General features: G+C 71.6%; 18 protein-coding genes. 7 read left to right on the forward strand and 11 right to left on the reverse strand.

Going from position 1 to position 18,746, the window contains the following annotated elements; genetic code table 11:
• Window positions 1-19 precede the first annotated feature (19 nt).
• The gene (locus CHC09_RS34550; RefSeq protein ID WP_143232772.1) at window positions 20-1,036 is read right to left on the reverse strand and encodes a hypothetical protein; all 1,017 of its coding nucleotides are present in this window, start codon (window positions 1,034-1,036) and stop codon (window positions 20-22) included.
• Window positions 1,037-1,099: 63 nt separating this feature from the next.
• On the reverse strand, window positions 1,100-1,552 hold the full coding sequence (locus tag CHC09_RS34555; protein WP_089297463.1) for an Lrp/AsnC family transcriptional regulator: 453 nt from the start codon (window positions 1,550-1,552) through the stop codon (window positions 1,100-1,102).
• A 131-nt stretch (window positions 1,553-1,683) separates the two neighbouring features.
• On the opposite strand from CHC09_RS34555, the gene CHC09_RS34560 reads away from it, so the two are divergent.
• The 4 genes from CHC09_RS34560 (at window position 1,684) to CHC09_RS45680 (ending at window position 6,131) form a co-directional block, all read left to right on the forward strand.
• Complete coding sequence (locus tag CHC09_RS34560; protein WP_089297464.1) at window positions 1,684-2,763, forward strand: thiamine pyrophosphate-dependent dehydrogenase E1 component subunit alpha; 1,080 nt, start codon at window positions 1,684-1,686, stop codon at window positions 2,761-2,763.
• Entirely contained in the window at window positions 2,763-3,752 is a 990-nt protein-coding gene (locus CHC09_RS34565) for an alpha-ketoacid dehydrogenase subunit beta (protein WP_089297465.1), read from the forward strand. Before CHC09_RS34560 ends, CHC09_RS34565 begins: the two co-directional genes overlap by 1 nt.
• The gene (locus tag CHC09_RS34570; protein ID WP_089297466.1) at window positions 3,752-5,104 is read left to right on the forward strand and encodes a dihydrolipoamide acetyltransferase family protein; all 1,353 of its coding nucleotides are present in this window, start codon (window positions 3,752-3,754) and stop codon (window positions 5,102-5,104) included. Before CHC09_RS34565 ends, CHC09_RS34570 begins: the two co-directional genes overlap by 1 nt.
• A 757-nt stretch (window positions 5,105-5,861) precedes the next feature.
• A complete protein-coding gene (locus CHC09_RS45680; protein WP_143232773.1) occupies window positions 5,862-6,131 on the forward strand; it encodes a hypothetical protein in 270 nt (89 codons plus the stop codon).
• 343 nt (window positions 6,132-6,474) lie between these two features.
• On the opposite strand, the gene CHC09_RS34575 is transcribed toward CHC09_RS45680, so the two are convergent.
• The 3 genes from CHC09_RS34575 to CHC09_RS34585 are packed head-to-tail and all read right to left on the reverse strand — an operon-like array spanning window position 6,475 to window position 10,002.
• Window positions 6,475-8,424: a hypothetical protein gene (locus tag CHC09_RS34575; RefSeq protein ID WP_089297467.1), complete on the reverse strand. Its 1,950-nt coding sequence runs from the start codon at window positions 8,422-8,424 to the stop codon at window positions 6,475-6,477.
• The gene (locus CHC09_RS34580) at window positions 8,412-8,747 is read right to left on the reverse strand and encodes a PadR family transcriptional regulator (protein ID WP_089297468.1); all 336 of its coding nucleotides are present in this window, start codon (window positions 8,745-8,747) and stop codon (window positions 8,412-8,414) included. The genes CHC09_RS34575 and CHC09_RS34580 overlap by 13 nt, the downstream gene beginning before the upstream one ends.
• A gap of 46 nt (window positions 8,748-8,793) precedes the next feature.
• Window positions 8,794-10,002, reverse strand: a complete 1,209-nt coding sequence (locus CHC09_RS34585; RefSeq protein ID WP_089297469.1) for an amidohydrolase family protein — start codon at window positions 10,000-10,002, stop codon at window positions 8,794-8,796.
• 66 nt (window positions 10,003-10,068) lie between these two features.
• Between CHC09_RS34585 and CHC09_RS34590 the strand changes: the two genes are divergently transcribed.
• A complete protein-coding gene (locus CHC09_RS34590; protein WP_089297470.1) occupies window positions 10,069-10,572 on the forward strand; it encodes a MarR family winged helix-turn-helix transcriptional regulator in 504 nt (167 codons plus the stop codon).
• A gap of 9 nt (window positions 10,573-10,581) precedes the next feature.
• Here the strand turns inward: CHC09_RS34590 and CHC09_RS34595 are convergent, their stop codons facing one another.
• The 5 genes from CHC09_RS34595 to CHC09_RS34615 all read right to left on the reverse strand — a co-directional run bounded on the left by CHC09_RS34595 (window position 10,582) and on the right by CHC09_RS34615 (window position 15,775).
• Window positions 10,582-11,808, reverse strand: a complete 1,227-nt coding sequence (locus tag CHC09_RS34595) for a cytochrome P450 (protein ID WP_089297471.1) — start codon at window positions 11,806-11,808, stop codon at window positions 10,582-10,584.
• Window positions 11,805-13,430, reverse strand: coding sequence for an FAD-dependent oxidoreductase (locus CHC09_RS34600; protein ID WP_089297472.1), 1,626 nt, complete (start codon window positions 13,428-13,430; stop codon window positions 11,805-11,807). Before CHC09_RS34600 ends, CHC09_RS34595 begins: the two co-directional genes overlap by 4 nt.
• 59 nt (window positions 13,431-13,489) lie before the next feature.
• Complete coding sequence (locus CHC09_RS34605; protein ID WP_089297473.1) at window positions 13,490-14,059, reverse strand: TetR/AcrR family transcriptional regulator; 570 nt, start codon at window positions 14,057-14,059, stop codon at window positions 13,490-13,492.
• A gap of 17 nt (window positions 14,060-14,076) precedes the next feature.
• On the reverse strand, window positions 14,077-14,727 hold the full coding sequence (locus CHC09_RS34610) for a hypothetical protein (RefSeq protein WP_089297474.1): 651 nt from the start codon (window positions 14,725-14,727) through the stop codon (window positions 14,077-14,079).
• Between the two features lie 76 nt (window positions 14,728-14,803).
• Window positions 14,804-15,775, reverse strand: coding sequence for a nucleoside hydrolase (locus CHC09_RS34615; protein WP_239138700.1), 972 nt, complete (start codon window positions 15,773-15,775; stop codon window positions 14,804-14,806).
• Window positions 15,776-15,963: 188 nt separating this feature from the next.
• Between CHC09_RS34615 and CHC09_RS34620 the strand changes: the two genes are divergently transcribed.
• Window positions 15,964-17,127 carry an RCC1 domain-containing protein gene (locus tag CHC09_RS34620; RefSeq protein WP_089297475.1) on the forward strand — a complete coding sequence of 388 codons (1,164 nt, stop codon included), beginning with the start codon at window positions 15,964-15,966 and terminating at the stop codon, window positions 17,125-17,127.
• A 48-nt stretch (window positions 17,128-17,175) separates the two neighbouring features.
• On the opposite strand, the gene CHC09_RS34625 is transcribed toward CHC09_RS34620, so the two are convergent.
• Complete coding sequence (locus tag CHC09_RS34625; RefSeq protein ID WP_089297476.1) at window positions 17,176-17,781, reverse strand: cadmium resistance transporter; 606 nt, start codon at window positions 17,779-17,781, stop codon at window positions 17,176-17,178.
• Window positions 17,782-18,136: 355 nt separating this feature from the next.
• Between CHC09_RS34625 and CHC09_RS34630 the strand changes: the two genes are divergently transcribed.
• A complete protein-coding gene (locus tag CHC09_RS34630) occupies window positions 18,137-18,745 on the forward strand; it encodes a YdeI/OmpD-associated family protein (RefSeq protein WP_089297477.1) in 609 nt (202 codons plus the stop codon).
• The last annotated feature ends 1 nt before the right edge of the window (window position 18,746 follow it).

Below are 18,746 nucleotides of genomic sequence, written 5' to 3' on the forward strand. Positions count from 1 at the left end.
CCGAAAGGTCCGGAGCCCTCTATGGCCGGCTCGGACCGGTGCGGATCGTGGGCGTGGCGTCGACGGTCCACGGAAGCGCCGGTCCCATCTGCGGAACCGTCGCCAGCAGGATCGACAGGTCGCCGCCGGTCGACGCTGCCGGCCGCCGGAACGCGAACGTGTGGGTGACGCTGCCACCGGCCGCGGGCGCCGCGACCGTCACGCTGAACGAGTCCGGCTCGGTGGTCACCGCGGGCCAGTCGTCGCCGGTGCGTTCCAGGCCGGTGGGCGGGTAGAACGACAGGGTGACCTTCTCCGGGTGGGTGCCGCCGACGTGGGTGACGGTCACGTCGACGGTTCCGTAGCGGTATCCGCCGGTCGGCTGTCCGAGCACCAGGTCGCCGGTGCTGATCCGGGTGTCGGTCACGTGCGGGTTCGGTGGCATCCGGGTCGGGCCGCTGACCTGTTCGAACCGGTCGCCGCGCAGGGCGTACCCGCGGGTCTGCCAGGTCTGCGGGGTCCGGTCGTCGCAGCAGCGCTGGTAGTCGGCGACCCGCGCGGTGACGACGCCGGAGCCGCTGACCCGGACGCTGTCGTCGCGGAGGTCGCGGACCTGGCCGGTGGTGACGGCCACCCGGCCGAGGGAGACGATGTGGCCGGCGGTGTCGCGGTCGTACGCGACGATCTGTTTGCTGCCGCCCTCGATCAGACAGCCCAGCACGACGATGGTCTCCTCGGCGCCGTCGTGGTCGACGTCGCCGTAGGCGACCGACAGGATGATGACGGATTCCCCGTACGGCGGTCGGCCGTCGGGCACCGCGCGATGCGGGATCGGCACCGAGCCGTCGTCGAAGCGCAGCGGGCCGGACGGGCCCTGGACGTCGTCGGCGGGCCAGGCCGGCACGTCCAGTGTCGCCTCCCGCAGCGTGGCCAGCGGGATGTGTCCGTCAGGCGCGCTCTCCGACGCCGCGGACGCCGCGTGCAGCGGGAGTACGCCGAGCGGCAGGGCCAACGCCAGGGCGGCGAGCAGCGCTAACGATCGCGGGGGAGTTTCCATGGTGCAGACATTCTGCGCCGGAGAGTCCTCCCATGAGCGGATTTGGTGCTGAATTCACCCGTTTCAGGACCCGGTCATCGGGGGCTCGAACTCCTCGAACACCAGCAGCGTCCGGGTGTTCACCACGCCCGGCATGCCCTGGATCTCGTCGAGGACCAACCGGCGCAGATCGGCGTTGTCCTTCGCCCGGACCAGCAGGATCACGTCGAACTCGCCGCCGACCAGCGCGATGTGCACGACGCCGGGCAGCATCCGCAGCCGTTCGCCGACCGGGCGCCAGTCCGCCTGGTGCAGGTTCACCGTGACGTACGCCGACGTGCCCATCCCGGCCGCGACGTGGTCGACGTCGGCGCGGAACCCTTTGATCACATTCGTCTCGCGCAGCCGCTGGACGCGGGCGTACGCGTTGGCGCGGGAGATGTGCAGGGTCTCGGAGAGTTTCCGGATCGGCATGCGCCCGTCACGGCTGAGTTCGGCCAGGATCCGCCGGTCGATGTCGTCGAGTGCGTCGGCCACCTGTCTTCATCTCCCTTCCCGAACGCCCGTTCAGTTGGACGTTTGGCCCTCTGAGGTCGTACCCGGAGCGCAATGTTCTTGATCTTTCTCAGATTATGGAACAGGAGTGTCCTGGGCCACACCATTACCGCATGACGCCTGACTCCCGTCGGCTGCTGCCGTCCGACGCACCTGTGACCCTCATCGACGCCACCGGAGAAGCGGTCGGCGCCGTCCCGGACGACGCGACCCTGCTCCGCTCCCTCGGCGCGCTGATCACCGCGCGCCGGCTCAACGACCAGGCGTACGCGCTGGTCCGGCAGGGCCGGCTGGCCGTCTACCCGTCCTCGCACGGGCAGGAGGCCTGCCAGGTCGCGGCGGCGCAGGTCCTCGACGCGGCGGACTGGCTGTTCCCCACCTACCGCGACACGGTCGCCGCGGTGGTCAAGGGCGTCGATCCGGTCGAGGCGCTGAGCCTGCTCAAGGGCGACTGGCACTGCGGGTACGACCCGTACGAGCACCGGGTCGCGCCGCACGCGACGCCGCTGGCGACCCAGCTGCCGCACGCGGTCGGGGTCGCGCACGCGGCCCGGCTGCGCGGCGAGCCGACCGTCGTCATGGCGATGTGCGGCGACGGCGGCACCAGCGAGGGCGACTTCCACGAGGCGCTCAACTTCGCCGCGGTCTTCCAGGCCCCGGTCGTCTTCTTCGTCCAGAACAACGAGTACGCGATCAGCGTCCCGCTGTCGCGCCAGTCCGCGGCGCCGTCCCTGGCGCACAAGGGCATCGGGTACGGGATCCCCGGTGAACGCGTGGACGGCAACGACATGGCGGCGCTGCTCACCGTGCTCGGCGCGGCCGTGCAGCGGGCGCGGGCCGGGGAGGGGCCGCAGCTGGTCGAGGCGCACACCTACCGGATGCAGGCGCACACCAACGCCGACGACGCGAGCCGGTACCGCGATGAGGCCGACGTCGAGGCCTGGGTGCAGCGCGATCCGATCACCCGGCTGCGGGCCTACCTGCGCGACCGGGGTGCGCTGACCGACGACGTGGACGCGGGGTTCACCGCCGACGCCGAGCGGGCGGCGGCGCACCTGCGCGACGGGCTCAACCAGGACATCGAACCCAACCCCGAAGACCTTTTCGCGTACGTCTACGCGAGCGCGACCCCGCAGCTGAGGGAACAGGCAGCGCTGGTCGCGGATGAACTGAGCCGAGAAGGAGCCCGGTGATGATCGACGTACACGAGAAGCTGTCGATGGCGCAGGCGCTCAACCGGGCGCTGCGCGACGCCATGGCCGACGACCCGTCGGTGGTCCTGTTCGGTGAGGACGTCGGCGCGCTCGGCGGCGTCTTCCGGATCACCGACGGGCTGACCGCCGAGTTCGGCGAGGCGCGCTGCTTCGACACGCCGCTGGCCGAGTCCGGGATCGTCGGTATGGCCGTCGGCATGGCGATGAACGGCATGCGCCCGATCGTGGAGATGCAGTTCGACGCGTTCGCCTACCCGGCGTTCGAGCAGATCGTCAGCCACGTCGCGAAGATGCGTAACCGCACCCGCGGGCGGGTCTCGCTGCCCATGGTGATCCGGGTGCCGTACGCCGGCGGCATCGGCGGCGTCGAGCACCACTGCGACTCCTCGGAGGCGTACTACGCCCACACGCCCGGCCTGCACGTGGTCGCGCCGGCGACCCCGGCCGACGCGTACGCGCTGCTGCGCGAGGCGATCGCCGCCCCCGACCCGGTCGTCTTCCTGGAACCCAAGAAGCTCTACTGGAGCAAGGAGGAGATCGAGTTCCCGGTACGGGCGCCCGGCATCGGCACGGCCGTGGTGCGCCGCGCCGGCACCGACGCCACGCTGATCGCGTACGGCCCGTCCGTACCGGTGGCGCTCGAAGCGGCCGAGGTCGCCGCCTCCGAGGGCCGCAGCCTGCAGGTCGTCGACCTGCGCTCGATCGTGCCGTTCGACGACGAGACCGTCTGCGCGGCGGTCCGCTCCACCGGCCGCGCCGTGGTCGTCGCCGAGTCCGCCGGCTTCGCCGGGGTCGCCGCGGAGATCGCCGCCCGGGTCACCGAACGCTGCTTCACCAGCCTGGCCGCGCCGATCCGCCGGGTGGCCGGGTTCGACATCCCGTACCCGCCGCCGAAGCTCGAGCACTTCCAGCTGCCCGGCGTGGACCGGGTGCTCGACGCCGTCGACGACCTGCAGTGGGAGCAGTGATGATCTTTCGTTTGCCCGACCTCGGCGAGGGACTCACCGAGGCGGTCGTCGTGCAGTGGCTCGTGGCCGAGGGCGACATCGTCGCCGTGGACCAGGGCATCGCCGAGGTCGAGACCGCCAAGGCGGTCGTCGAGGTGCCTTCGCCGTACGCGGGCCGGATCGCCACCCTGCACGCGAGCGCGGGCAGCACGCTCGCGGTCGGCGAACCGCTGATCACCGTGGAGACGGTGGCGGCCGCCGCGGCCGTCGCGGCCGAGGCGTACCGGGAGGAGGAGCAGGCGGGCTCCGGCAACGTCCTCATCGGGTACGGCACCTCGGGCACCGCGGTCACGGCCCGTAAGCGCAGGCCGCGCGCCGCCGCGTCTCCGGCCGCCGTCGTCTCCCCGGCCGCCGTCGCGTCTCCGGCCGCTGTCGTCTCCCCGGCGGCTGCCGTTTCCCCGGCCGCCGTCGCTTCCTCAGCGGCCGTTGCCTCCCCGGCCGCCGTCGCGTCTCCGGCGGCCGCCTCGAACGGGTGCGCCGGAGTGCGTCCGCCGCAGGTCATCTCGCCGCTGGTACGCAATCTGGCCCGCAGCAACGGCGTCGACCTCAGCAGGATCGAGCCGACCGGGCGCGGCGGCGTGATCACCCGCGCCGACGTCGAGCGAGCGCTGACCGAGCCCGCGGCGCCGGTCGCGGGGGAGCGGCGGGTGCCGCTCACCGGATTCCGCAAGGCCGCGGCCACCACGCTGAGCCGCAGCCGCGCCGAGATCCCCGAGGCGACCGTCTGGGTCGATGTGGACGCGACCCGGCTGTGGCAGCTGCGGGAGAGCAACCCCGGCGGGCCCGGGCTGCTCGCCTACCTGGCCCGGTTCGTGGTGGCCGGACTGCGCGAATACCCCGTGCTCAACGCCCGGTTCGACGCCGACCGGCAGGAGATCGTCGAGTTCGACCGGATCGACCTCGGCATCGCGGTGCAGGGCGAGCGGGGCCTGGTGGTGCCGGCGGTGATCGGCGCGGAGACGATGACCACCACCCGTCTCGGCGAGGAGATCCGCCGGCTCACCACGGTCGCCCGTGATGGCCGCGCCACGGCCCGCGAACTGTCGGCGGGCACGTTCACGCTGAACAACTACGGCAGCCTCGGGGTCGACGGCAGCGCCGCGATCATCCCGTACCCGCAGGTCGCGATCCTGGGTTTCGGGCGGATCATCGACCGGCCCTGGGTCGTCGACGGCGAGCTGTGCATTCGCAAGATCACGCAGATGAGCTTCGTCTTCGACCACCGCGTCTGCGACGGCGGCACGGCGGCGGGCTTCATGCGCAGCGTCGCCGACGCCATCGAGAACCCGGCCACGGCGATCGCCCGGATGTGACAGCCGGCCCTGGAGGGCTGCCTCCTCCAGGGCCGGCCTCGGCACAGTTCGCGGGTTACGCGTCCGCCGGTCGCTCAGTGGTGCCGGGATAGACGACTGACCAGGGCCGCGCAGGGCCGATCGCGTCACCGGCCGTCGTGGCCGGGGTGCCGTCCGACAGCACGTCCGCTGCCAGCTCCGCGAAGCTGGACAAGTCCGGGTGGCCGCCGCGGCCGGCGGTTGGCGGATGGGTGCTGGCGCTCGCCAGCCACCGTCCGTGTCTGGTCGCCGTCCCGGCCGCCGCCGGCGGTTGGCGGATGGGTGCTGATGCTCGCCAGCCACCGTCCGCGTCTGGTCGCCGTCCCGGCCGCCGCCTGCGGTCCGGGGTGGACGCTGGCGCTCGCGGCCACCGTCCGTTTCGAGTCGCCGTTTCGAGTCGCCGTTTCGGGTCGCCGTTTCGGCTGCGGCCGGCGGTTGGCGGATGGGTGCTGGCGCTCGCCAGCCACCGTCCGTGTCTGGTCGCCGTTCCGGCCGCCGCCTGTGGCTCGTGGGTGGGCGCTGATGCTCGCCAGCCACCGTCCGCGTCTGGTCGCCGTTCCGGCCGCTGCCTGCGGTCCGGGGGTGGGCGCGTTTGCTTTCCCAGGGGTACGGCGGGATTGCGGAAACTTACGGTCCGGCTGGTGCTGATGGTCGTGTCTCGGCCTGGGATACAGCCGCCAGACCCAGCCGAGCGACTTCGGCTGGGCCACAGCGACGTAACAACCGCGTCGACGCGACCATGACGACCAGCCGGACCCTGACGCGAGCCGACGCCACCGCGAACGCGGAAACTTTGCACGGGACCCCGGGCCGAGCACCGCGCAAACCCGAGATGTCGCCGCAACGGCCCACCTACCAGGACCACCCACCCGCATTCCGGGACGACCCCGCCCCGCCGCCCACCGCGAGCGGCGTGACCGGCCGCAACCCGCCGACCCTCGCCGCCTACTGCGGGCGGCGTGACCGGCTGCAACCCGCCGACCCCCGCCGCCCACTGCGAGCGGCGTGACCGGCTGCAACTCGCCGACCACACCGCATGGCGACCAATCACAGCTATCCACCCGCAAGCAATCCCCGAGAGGCCCGCCTACCGCCGCACCTAAGATCAACTTGAGGTGAGTGGTATTGGAGAGGGCTCGGCTGGCGCTGAGCGATCACCACACACAGCGCCAGCGGGACCGTGAGTTTCCGCGGTCGGTCTTCCTGGTATCGGGCGGCCTCGAAACCACGAGCGGTCTTTGTCAGCCGCAACCCGCCCCGCCCGATGCCCGGACAGCAGTCCATCCGACATCGGGCCTGAGATCAACTCGGGCCGGATGGCCGCTGCGGGTCATCGGCTTGGATCAGCTTGTTCACCCCGGATCGGGTTGGGCGAGCCGGGGGTTGACCCGGGCGGCCGCGGGGCGTGGCGCCGGGGGTCGTAACGGCCTGCCGAACGTGAGGCCGCGCAGGAGGCGGCCGAGGACGAGGCCGATCGGCACCGCGATGAAGATCATGACGATGTCCGAGTCGGCACTGTTGATCGGCGGGTTGTCGGCCAGCGCGGTGAACACGTTACCGAACGGCAGGATGATGAACATGTACATCAGGGGCATCATCATCACCGGCAGGGTGACCGCGCCGACGGCCAGCGCGGCCGGATAGCGCAACCAGTGCTGCCAGGTTCTCGGGCGCGGTCCGGCGAGGACCACGACGGCGAGCAGCAGCAGCGCGGCCAGGACGAAACCCCCGTAGTACCGGGCGTCGTTCGGTTGCGGGTAGCGGTGACGCAGCGCCCAGGGCGCCGCTGCCAGGGCGACCCCGATCGGCGCCGCCACGACGGCACGCAGCACGCTGACGGAGCCGGCCGCGCGTACCGCCGCGACGACGGCGACCGCGGCCAGCATCGAACCGACCGCCGCGCTCCCGAGGTTGAGCGCCGGCTCGGTGTCGGTCGGCGACTCGTTCTGGGTCGCCATGACGGACATGATCGCCGCGACGGTCGCCACGGTCAGCAGAGCCCGCGGACGGGGTACGACCGGGACATCGCCCGCGACGGCGCAGGCGAGGACCGCGACGACGGCCGCGCAGATCGCCAGTCCGACAGTGCCGGAGGTCGGATCGATCCGGTCGAGGCAGATGTCGGCCGCGAGCCACGCACCGCCCCCGAGCAGCACGCCGCGGGTGGCCCGCCGGTCGCCCCGGACGTAGACGAGCAGGAGGAGAATCCCCGCGATCAGCGCGCCCCAGCGCAGCTCCCGAGCCCAGTACGTGTTGTTCTCACCGTAGGCGTCCGGGCCCGTCGGCTCGCTCAGGGGCTGAAGCACCGTCACGCCCAGCGCCCACACCACCGCCGAGGTGGCGGCCAGTGACACCAGCACGACCCGTTCCACGGTCACCCGCCACCACCGGATCGGCTCGGCAGGCGTCAGGGCGGTGTCCGTCTCGGCCTCCGGTTGAGGCTCCGGCCGGTCGTGGACGGCCGGTGTGGACCAGAGCCGGACCGTCGAGCGACCGAACGCGACCGCGCACACGCTCCAGGGCAGCAGCAGGAAGGTGACGTTGACGATGTTGGTGAACAGGTAACTGTGCAGGCCGGGAAGGTCCTGCAGGAGCAGTGTGACGGACGACGGCGCGGCGGCCAGCGGGCCGACAGCCCCGGCCGCGACCCAGGACCAGGCCCGGGCGGGCCGGCCGACGCTCGCCGCCCGTACCTCCCTTGCCGCCAGGGCGCCGGTCGCCGCGGCCCAGCAGACGGTCGTCACCAGGCACAGGACGAGTGTCATCTCGGTCAGCATGGCCAGGACGAACGGGAACAGCGGGGCCAGTGGGAGGACCACGGTGGCGGCGACTCCCAGGCTGCCGGCGGGCCCGGCCTGCGGTGCGCCGCGTGAGCCGGCCCACCGGCCGATCACGACGGCATAGGCGGTCATCAGCGCGGTCGTCACGATGCTGGCCAGCATCCATTGGTTCACGTCGCCGATGGCCTGTTCGGGCAGCAGACCGCCGACGACCGAGCGCATGGCCATCGTGGTGCCCACTCCGAAGGCGCCGGCGACCAGGAGCCGCGACACCGTCCGAAGTGTCGCTCCGGCCCGCATCCACTCCCACCGGCCGCGCGGTGCGCCGCCCTCGTCGATGATCAGTGGAGTGGTCGCGAGGCTCAGTGCGAAGGCCAGGCGCTGCCAGCCGGTGCCGCCCTGCCGTTCCAAGGCGCTGAGCTCGGCTGCCCACTCCTGGGCCATGTCGTCGCGGACGTCGGCCGGCCACCGCCGGGTCGCGGCGCGCAGGCAGGCGGCGATGATCCGGTTCACGAGGCCCATGTCGGCCTCGCCTTCACGCCCGAGCCCGTCGGAGCGTTCCGCTGCCGGTATGCGGCAAGCTCGGTCCGGGCGGTTGTGACGCCGTCCGGGGAGAGGCGGTACCAGCGGCGGGCCGGTCGTCCGGCCGCCACCGGGTCGATCTCCTCCCAGTGCGCGGTGAGCCAGCCGGCCCGCTGTAGACGGATGAGGATCGGATAGACGGTGCCGCTGGGGTAGCCGGTCGCCTGCATGATGTCGAGGCCGTACCGTTCGGCGGCCGGATCGGCGAGAAACGCCTCCAGCACTCCCGCTACGGCGGCCGTCACACGAGGGGATGACGCCATGCGGCAAAACTCTACATAGGGTCGAGGGATTTCGCTACATAGGGTTTCAACTGCGATCCTGGAGAACGTGAGCACTCAGCTCGGCGGTCGCGGCGCGAAGCTGGGCCAGGTTCAGGGCGACCAGGCGTCCGTCGCGCTTGACGATGTGTCCGTCCACCAGGACCGTGTGGACGTTCGCCGGACCGAGTGAGGTCACGACCGCTCCCGCGAGTTCGACGGTGCCGAGCAGGTGCGTCAGGCCGTCGAGCAGGATCAGGTCGGCACGTTTGCCGGCGCTGACGGCGCCGACGGTGTCGCCGAGGCCGATGGCGTGTGCGCTGTCGGCGGTCGCGGCGGCAAGGATTCCGCCCGCCGGGTACATGGCGCCGGTGTGGGCGCGGTGGGAACGCAGGGTGTCACGCATCGGCTCGAACAGGTCCGGCGGAGCGTTGACGGCGACGTCGGTACCGAGGCCGGCTCGGCCGCCCGCGTCCGCGAACCGGCTGTAGGCCGAGGCGCCATGACCCATCGTGCCCTCGACGACCGGGGTCACGGTGACACCGGTACCGGTGTCGGCGAGCAGCTTGGCGTCGTCCGCGGTCATGGCGTTGACGTGCACGAGTTGCAGATGCGGGCCGAGCAGCCCGGCGGCGTGCAGGCGGCGCAGCGCCGAGCCGGGGCCGCCGCCGGCGTGCATGGAGACGACGAGGCCCAACTCCCGGCCGAGTTCGATCTGCCGTACGGCCTCGTCCCAGGGCCCGTAATCGGCGCCGAGGATCGCGAGCGCGCCGGTGACGCGGCCACGGCGGTCCGCCAGGCGCCGTACGTCCCGCTCGTCGTCGGGGTTGCCGTGCGCGACGACGGCGCGGAGGCCGGCCACGGTGTAGGCGTCCAGCACCGCGTCGGTGTGTTCCGGCGTCCGGGTGGTGTTGCTCCAGTCGAAGACCGTGGTGATCCCGGCGTCCAGCGCCTCCGCGGCGCCGAGCAGCGTGGCGAGGTGAGCCTCGTGTGGTCCGTAGGCGCTCAGCGCCCGGCCGAGCACGGCGGTGAAGTAGTCGGGCAGGCTCAGGTCCGCGCCGGTGCCGCGCAGCGGCGCCTGCCAGACGTGGCGGTGCCCGTCCACGAAGCCGGGCGCGACGACCAGCCCGTCCGCGTCGATCACTTCAGTCGCTTCCGGGGCCGGGACGGCACCGACCGCGACGATCTCGCCATCCCGGACGAGGACGTCGGCACGGTGCCCGGAAATCAGATGGCCACCTTTGATCATGAGATTCATCTGCGCCTCCAAAGCTTTCTAAAAAGCTATCTATAAAGCTTTCTGCCGCGCAAGTATGATTCCCGGGTGGGCAGGGACACGGTTGACGAGATCGCCGAGGCGTGGGATCGGGAGTTGCCCGGCGTGGTCGGCGCCGAGCTGGAGCTGGGCAAACGGGCCGCGCGGCTGGCCGCCCTGCTCACCGCGCCCGCCGAGGTGCAACTCGCCCGGCTCGGCCTGACCAAGGCGGAGTACGACATCCTCGCGATCCTCCGGTCGACCGGAGAGCCGTACCGGCTGCGCCCGTCGGTGCTCGCCCAGCGACTCGCGCTGACCTCCGGCGGCACCAGCAACGTGCTGCGCCGCCTGACCACGGCGGATCTGATCGAACGCGACGCCGACCCGTCGGACGCGCGCAGCTCCTGGGTGCGGCTCTCCGCCCGCGGGGTGGCGGTGGCCGAGGAGGCGGTCCGGGCGGCCAGTGCCGCGCAGGCCGCCGCGCTCCGCGACGTGGCGCCGGGTACGGCCCGGGCCGCGATCGATGCCCTTCGGGAGGTGCTGGTCGCGCTCGGCGACACGGTCCAGCCGTAGGCGAGCCGCTTACGCCGGATGGACCCCGCTGAACGCGACCGGTAGGTGGGTGGGACCGCGCAGGATCGGGCTGATCCGGTACGGCGGCGGGTCGGCGATCAGGCGCGGGTCCCGTAGTCGTTTGGCCAGCTGCGTCAGCGCGAGCTGCGCCTCCAGCCGGGCCAGCGGGGCGCCGACGCAGTAGTGGATCCCGCTGCCGAACGCCAGGTGCATGTTGCCGGTGCGGTCGGGGTCGAACCGGTCGGGGTGCGGGATGAATTCCGGGTCGCGGTTGCCCGAGGCGAGGACCAGCACCAGCGGGTGTCCCTTTTTGATCGTCGTGCCGCCGAGCTCGATGTCGGCTACCGCGCTGCGGTTCGGCAGGAAGTGCACCGACGGCTCGTACCGCAGCAATTCCTCGACCAGCCGGATGCTGAAGTCGGGCTCGGTCCGCAGCCGCCGCAACGCCTCCGGATGGCGCAGCAGGGTGAGCCAGCCGTTGGCGATCAGATTGACCGTGGTCTCGTGCCCCGCGATCAGCAACAGCACCAGTGTGGCGAACAGGTCACCGCCCTCCAGACGCCCCTCGGGGCCGTCGTCGGTGACCAAGCCGGAGATCATGTCCGGGCCCGGGTCGCCGCGCCGTTGCTGGGCCAGGTCGAACATATACGCGGCGAGCTGTTTGAACGCGTCGGTCCGTGCCCGCCAGCGCTCGGGCGTCGGATCGCCGAACGCGTTCACGATCGGCTCGACCCACGCCTGGAAGCGCGGCGCGTCCTCGGGCGGCACCCCCAGTAGTTCGGTGATCACCTCGACCGGGAACGGGTACGCGATGGTGTCGACGATGTCGGCGTCGTCCTTGCCGGCCAGGCCGTCGACGAGCCTGGTGACGATGGCTTCGAGGGTGGGCGTGAGCTCGTCGATCAGGTCGGGCCGGTGCGGCGGGCCGAACTGGCGCATCGTGATGCGGCGCAGCGTGTCGTGCCGGGGCGGATCGGTGCGGATCAGGGCGTTCGGCAGTTCGCCGGGCGCGTCCGGGGGCGGGGCCTTGTCGGCGTACTCCGGCAGCAGGTTGGATGGGTCGGAGCTGATCCGGGGGTCGTGCAGCAGTGCGTCGATCTCGCGGAAACCACCGACCACGAACGTTCCGTCGGCCTCCTGCCACACCGGCTGGGCGCGCAGCTTCTCGTACAGCGGCCACGGGTCGGCCCGGTTGGCGTAGTCGACGATCTGCTCGAACGGGCTGGCCGCGGTCATGACCGGCTCCCCGATGCCGCCGGGGAGGAGTGGATCAGAGTGGCCTGGCGCTCGCTGGGATCGTGGCCGGTGACGACGACGGTCGCGTCGCGCGCGGGCAACACCCGCTCGGGGAACTCGGCCGGGACCGGCGAGCCGTCGACCGGCGGGTCGGTCACGTCGTACGGCAGGGGGAACGGCGCCGCCTGTTCGATCAACCGGTGGTAATGGTCGAGCCATCTGCCGTGGTTCCAGCTCACCGCACCGACGAGCCGGCCCTTGTAGCCGTATGCCGCGACGAACCGCCGGTTCTGCACGGAGCCCTGGGTGACGGCGATCTGGTCGGCGATCGGCGGCACCCCCACCGACTTGATGTTGTTGCCGAACTGCACGGACCAGAAGACCGGGATCTCGAGGTGCGGCCAGCGATCGGTCTTGTCGCTGATCATGTTGTGGGCGGCGACCCGGGCCTGGGTCACCGCGTTGCCCCAGTGCTCCATCGCCAGGAACTGGTAGCCGAACACCGGCTGTGGTTGCCGGGCCACATCGCCGGCCACGAACACGTCCTCGGTGACCAGGCCCGAAGCGTCGAAGGCGCGGCATCCGGCGTCGCAGGCCAGCCCCCACATCCCGACCGCGAGGCCGGAGCCCTCCAGCCATTCGACGTTGCGGATCCCGCCCAGCGCGACCACGGCCACGTCGACGTCGATGGTCGTTCCGTCCGACAGCAGCGCGCGGCGCAGTCGCCCCTGCTCGCCCTGCAACGAGGCGACTCTCGTGCTGGTGCGCAGGTCGACACCGTGCTCGCGCATGATCTCCGCCGAGATCCGGCCGATCACGCCGCCCAGCGCGCCGATCAGAGGGCTGGGCCCGGCTTCGGCCACCGTCACCGGGACGCCCAGTTCGGCGCAGACCGACGCCAGCTCGGAGCCGGTGAATCCGGCACCGATGATCAATACCCGGCGCGGGCCGGCGTTCAGGCGCTCGCGCAGTACGGCGGCATCGGCCCGGGTACGGACCGTGAACACCCCGTCCAGATCGGCCTCGGCCGCCACCGGCCAGGGGCGGGCCCGTACGCCGGTGGCGACGAGCAGGCGGTCGAACGCGACGTCCGTGCCGTCGGAGAGGCTCACTGTGTTGTGTTTCAGGTCGAGCGCGGTGGCGGCGACGCCGAGCCGCCAGTCGGCGTCGATGTCACGACGGCGGGGCAGCGTGGTGTCGGTCGAGGACGCCCAGCCGGTCTGCACCTGCTTGGACAGCGGCGGCCGATCGTAGGGCTCCGCCGGCTCGTCACCGATCATGGTCAGTGAGCCGGTGAAGCCCTCTTCGCGGAGCGTCTCGGCGGCCGTGAGCCCGGCCAGTGAGGCGCCGACGACGACGATGCGGCCTTCGCCGCGTGCCCGATCGCCCCCGCTGGTCCGCGCCGGTTCGATCGGCGGCACGGGCACGTCGTCGGCCAGGTCGACCCGGAGCGCCTGCACCGGGCAGGCGGCCGCCGCGCGCAGCACCTTCACCCGCTGCTCGTCGGAGGGGACCGGGTCGAACAGCAGTGCCTCGTCGCCGACCATCCTGAAGACCTCGGGGGCCAGGAACGCGCACTGCGCATACCCCTGACATCTGGTCAGGTCCACTACTACGCGCATGATTCCAGTCTTCCCGTCAGGGGCGACCGATCACTGCGAATCGGGCAACATGTGCCGGCTCAGCCGGGGAAAAGCCGGTCGAGGTGGGCATCCAGTACGGCCAGCGCCTGCTCCGCGGTGTACTGCCCGCTGACCAGGTAGAGGCCCAGTCCTTCCATGAGCGCGAGCAGACCGCCCGCGGCCTCGTCGGCGCCGGGGCCGGGGAGCAGGGAGGCGACGAACGACCGCAGCTGGGCGGTGTCGTCGCGCAGCGCGGCGGCGGCCGCCGGGCGTACCGCGGCGTAGGCGAGGAAGGCCAGCGCCACCTTGGCGGTGTCGCCGCTCTGCTCGTCGAGCGGCAGCAGGGCGGCGATGAACGTACGGATCAGCAGCCGCGGCGGCGGCTCGGCGCCCAGCCGGGTGACCGCCGCGGTGACCCGGACCTCGCCACGGTCGCGCACGACGGCCATCGCGAACGCCATCATCTCGTCCTTGGTGGCGAAGTAGTGCTGCACCATGCCCGCCGAGACGCCGGCCTCCGCCGCCACGTGCCGCAGACTGACCGCCTCCAGCCCGCGCTCCGCGGCGACGCGCATCAGGGCGTCGGCGATCAGCGTCCGGCGTTGCAGATGGTCGACCTTCTTCGGCATGGCACAGATGGTGTCATTCAGGCCGCTGTGACGGCTTCCGGGCCGCGCGGGAAGCCGTCCGCGTCGTCCGCGTACAGCCGGATCTCGTCGACGGGCTCGCCCGAACCGTTCGGCAGCGGGAACGTCATCGGGCGGCGCAGCCGTACGTCGATGCTGGTCTGCTTGCCGACCCCGACGTTCAGCACCCGGCGCTCGCCGTCCTGCTCGAACTGCACGGACCTGTTGGTGGGCAGCGAGCGGTAGCACTTGCGGACGGATTCGACGTCGTCCCACGCCACGGTGAAGTCGACGGACGCGCCGTGGCGCACCCGGATGCCGCCGGCGCCGACGACGTGCGGGTGGATGGTCATGGTGGCCAGGAAGCCGAGCATCCAGAGCAGGCCCCAGACGCCGAGCACCAGCACGATCCAGCGGGCCGGCCGCCACGGCACCACGTTGGTGACGATCAGGTCGAAGACCGGGACCTCGATCGCGGACAGGACGATGAAAACCATCAGGATCGGCTTGATCACGCCGACGTATCCGAACGGTTCGTGGCCCGGCGTCGATACGCGGTGCCGGCCCCGCAGCCAGAGGTACATGCTGCGCCAGGTGGCCCGCTCCATCTCGGCCGCCCGCTGGAGCAGGGTGCCGGCGCTGCTGCGGGCGGGTGTACTCGTCTCGCTCATGGTCGTCCTGTCCGGGGGCATCACAATGCAACTGTATGGCAAAAGCGTAGCGCTTTTACGATGCAACTGCAATGTTTCATCGTGGGCTCGGTCGGCCCGACGCTCCATCGGCATTCCGTACCGCTGTCATGAGCAAGCGCCAGAAGGCGTCGACGTCCAGGTCCACCGCGACGTCCGCGTTCGGGCTCCGCGCGGTACGGCGATGGAGATCCACAACGGTCGCGCCGCGGGTGAGGGCCCCGCTCAACTCCACGGCGACCGGGGCCGCCACCGTCCGGACGATCGACGGATCGATGACCCGTGCCACCGCGACCGGATCGTGCACCGGCGGATGCTCGAAGCCGAACACCCGGTGGTACGTGCTCGCGAAGTACGTCATCAGCTCCGCGCAGATGCCGCCCAGCCGGGTGCCCATCGCGTGGAACTCGGCGATGATCTCCGTGGTCGCCAGGGCCCGGTGCGTGACGTTCAACCCGATCATCGTGATCGGCAGCCCGGAGCGCAGCACGATGTCGGCCGCCTCCGGGTCGGTGACGATGTTGAACTCGCCGTACGGCGTCGTGTTGCCCCGCTCGGTCGAGCCACCCATGAAGACGATGCGGCGCACCTGCGACGTGACCTCGGGATGCCCGCGCAGGAGCAGGGCGACGTTGGTCAGCGGCCCGGTGGCGATCAGGGTGACCGGCTCGGCGGAGCCGGTGATCAGCCGTCGCGTCAACTCGACCGCGTGCACGCCGGAGACCTCGGGAACCGGCACGTCGAGGTCCGGTCCGTCGAGCCCGGACAGGCCGTGGATGTCCTCGGCGACGGTGAGGTCGCCGAGCAGTGGCCGGTCGCAGCCGGCCGCGACCGGAACGCCGGTGATGCCGGCCAGGGCGAGGATCCGCAGGGCGTTGCGCGTCGTCTTCTCGAGGGTCTGGTTGCCGGCGACGGTGGTGACGCCGAGCAGGCGCAGCCGGGGGTCACCCGCGGCGAGCAGTAGGGCCAGTGCGTCGTCGTGTCCCGGGTCGCAGTCGACGATCACCGGGCGGGCGGTGGGTTCCCTCACCCGGACGACGATAGTTTCCGCGGCTTGTAAAGTGACCTTCTTGAATCCGTGGGAGCGCTCCCGTAATCTTCGGGCGACGTCCGGCGCCCCCGGACCGCACCCTCATCGCCCCCTTGGTCGCCGATGACCTCTCGGGGAAACGCCGTACCACTTTCCCGGCATTGACGTCGTCCGAGAGGAATCAGCAAATGAAAATGGCCCGATGGTGGCGGTCGGCGGGAACCGTTCTCGCCGCCGCCCTGATGTCCGCCGGGATCACCGTGGCCGGCGTCGGACCCGCGTCCGCGAGCGCCGCTCCACCAGCCCCGACCGTGGCAGCGGGCTACGCGCACACCTGCGCGATCCGTTCCGGCGGGGCGCTGTGGTGCTGGGGTAGCAACGGCCGGGGCCAGGTCGGTGACGGCACCACCACGAACCGGACCATCCCCACCCGGGTCGGAGATGCCACCACCTGGACCACCATCGACGCCGGGACCAGCCACACCTGCGCCGTCCGTACGGACGGGACACTGTGGTGCTGGGGCAGCAACAACCGGGGTCAGCTCGGCGACGGCACCACCACCAACCGCAGCGCTCCGGTCCGGGTCGGAACCGGAACCACCTGGGTCGTCGTCAGCGCCGGCGACGCGCACACCTGCGCGGTCCGTACCGACGGAACGCTCTGGTGCTGGGGTTTCAACCGCCTGGGGCAGCTGGGTGACGGCGCCGTCGTCTACACCGCCACCAGCCCGCTGCAGGTCGGCACGGCGACCAACTGGGCGAGCGTCGCGACCGGCTTCGCGCACACCTGCGCGACCCGCACCGACGGCACCCTGTGGTGCTGGGGCGACAGCACGGCCGGCCAGCTCGGCCTCGGCATCCTGAGCTACCAGACGACCCCCGCCCGGGTCGGCACCGCGACGACCTGGGCCGCCGTGACGGCCGGCTACACCTTCACCTGCGCGGTCCGCACCGACGGCACCCTGTGGTGCTGGGGCGACAACGGGTACGGACAGCTCGGTGTCGCCGGCACGTACCAGACCGCACCGATCCAGGTCGGCAGCACGGCCACCTGGACCGGCGTCAGCGCGGGCTTCGACACCGCCTGCGGGACCCGCTCCGACGGAAGCCTCTGGTGCTGGGGCAACAACACCGCCGGACAGGTGGGCGACGGCACCACCACCCACCGGTCCACCCCGACCCGGGTCGGCAGCGCCACCACCTGGACGAGCAACGCCGCGACCGGCTACCACAACTGCGTCCTGCGCACCGACGGCGGCCTGTGGTGCTGGGGCAACAACGCCGCCGGCGAGTTGGGCGACGGCACGACCACCCAGCGGTCCGCCCCGCAGCAGGTGACCCTGCCGAGCTGAGGCACGGGACGCGCCCGCCGGCACCGGCCGGCGGGCGCGCCTGGCGGATCACAGGCCGAACGCGCCACCCTCGACGAGGATCAGCAGGCCGATGCCGATGAGCACGATCGGCAGCAGGATGTGACCCCACCTCGACAACGCCTCGGCGATCACCGGCCGGGTGGCGAAGAACCGCCCCGCGGCACACCACACCGCGACCCCGATCAGGAACACCGACACGTAGACGACCATGCCGCCGGCCCCGGCCACGGCGAAGACCGGCACGTACACGCCGATGTTGTCGCCACCGTTGGCCAGCGTCACCGCCGCGACCTGCAGGATGCCGGGCCCACCGGCCGCGGCGGGTTCCGCGGTGTCGTCCTCACCGTCGCGGCGGCCGCGCCATACCCGCCAGGCCGCCCGCAGACCCAGGAAGAGCGGAACCAGTCCCAGGTACGGGATGGCCTGATCCGGCAGCAGCCCGGCGCCGAACGCCCCGGCGATCGAGGCGACCAGGATCGCCAGAAAGCCCAGATACTGTCCGAGTACGACACGCAGCACGCCGAGTCGGCCCGCGCCGGCGGCCTGACCGAAGAACAACGCCAGGATCAGGATGTCGTCGATGTTCGTCACCGCGAACATCCCCACGGCCTGACCGACCAACCCCAGATCCACTCCAGCCTCCACCATCCGAGTCGGCATACCCTAGTCGGCGCTCGGCGGGCGGACGTCGCGCCCGGTGCTGAGTGCGGGAAACCAGGTGATGTCCACGGGGGTGCCGTCGTCGCTGTTGGCCATGTCCGCGACTCGCTTCGCCGCACCGCGCGTAGCAGAGCCAGCTGTGGCGGCGGCCGCTGTCGAAGCCCAGAAACTCGAAGCCGTGAATCGTGCCGGGCGGGGCCGCCGTGGTCCAGTCCTTTCCGGCGGTGCTCCAGCGGAAGCCGGCCAGTACGCAGGTCTCGGTGCCCGTCACCTGATCATCGTCGGTCGGGTCGGCGCCGCGAGGTGTCCGGGGGCTAGCCTGCCCTCTATGGCGAACGCTGAGCTGGAGGAGCTGATCGTCGCAGACGCCGAGGCGCTGCGCGCGTGGTTGCTGGATCACCACACCACCTCGGCCGGGGTGTGGCTCGCCCTGACCAGGAAGGGTGGCACCGTCACCACACTGACCTGGCAGCAGGCGGTCGACGAAGCCTTGTGTGCCGGTTGGATCGACGGACAGGCCCGCAAGGGCGATGCGGAGACGTCGTGGATCCGGTTCACCCCGCGCCGGTCTCGCAGTTCCTGGTCGCGGCGCAATGTCGAACATGTCGCCAGGCTGGAGGAGCAGGGGCGGATGCTGCCCGCGGGCCGCGCCGCCGTGGAGGCCGCGAAGGCGGACGGGCGGTGGGCAGCCGCCTACGCGCCGCCCTCGGAAGCCGAGGTGCCCGACGATCTCAAGGCCGCGATCGCCGCCGAACCGGCCGCCCAGGCCATGTTCGCCGTCCTCACCAAGAGCAACCGCTTCGCGTTGATCTACCGCGTCAACGCCGTCAAACGGGCCGAGACCCGCGAGCGGAAGATCGGCGAGTTCGTCGCGATGCTGGCCCGCCACGAGACGATCCACCCCCAGAAGGCCAGACCGCAGCCCAGCCCCCAGTGAG

This window comes from Actinoplanes regularis (genome assembly GCF_900188005.1).
Taxonomy (GTDB): Bacteria; Actinomycetota; Actinomycetes; order Mycobacteriales; family Micromonosporaceae; genus Actinoplanes; species Actinoplanes regularis.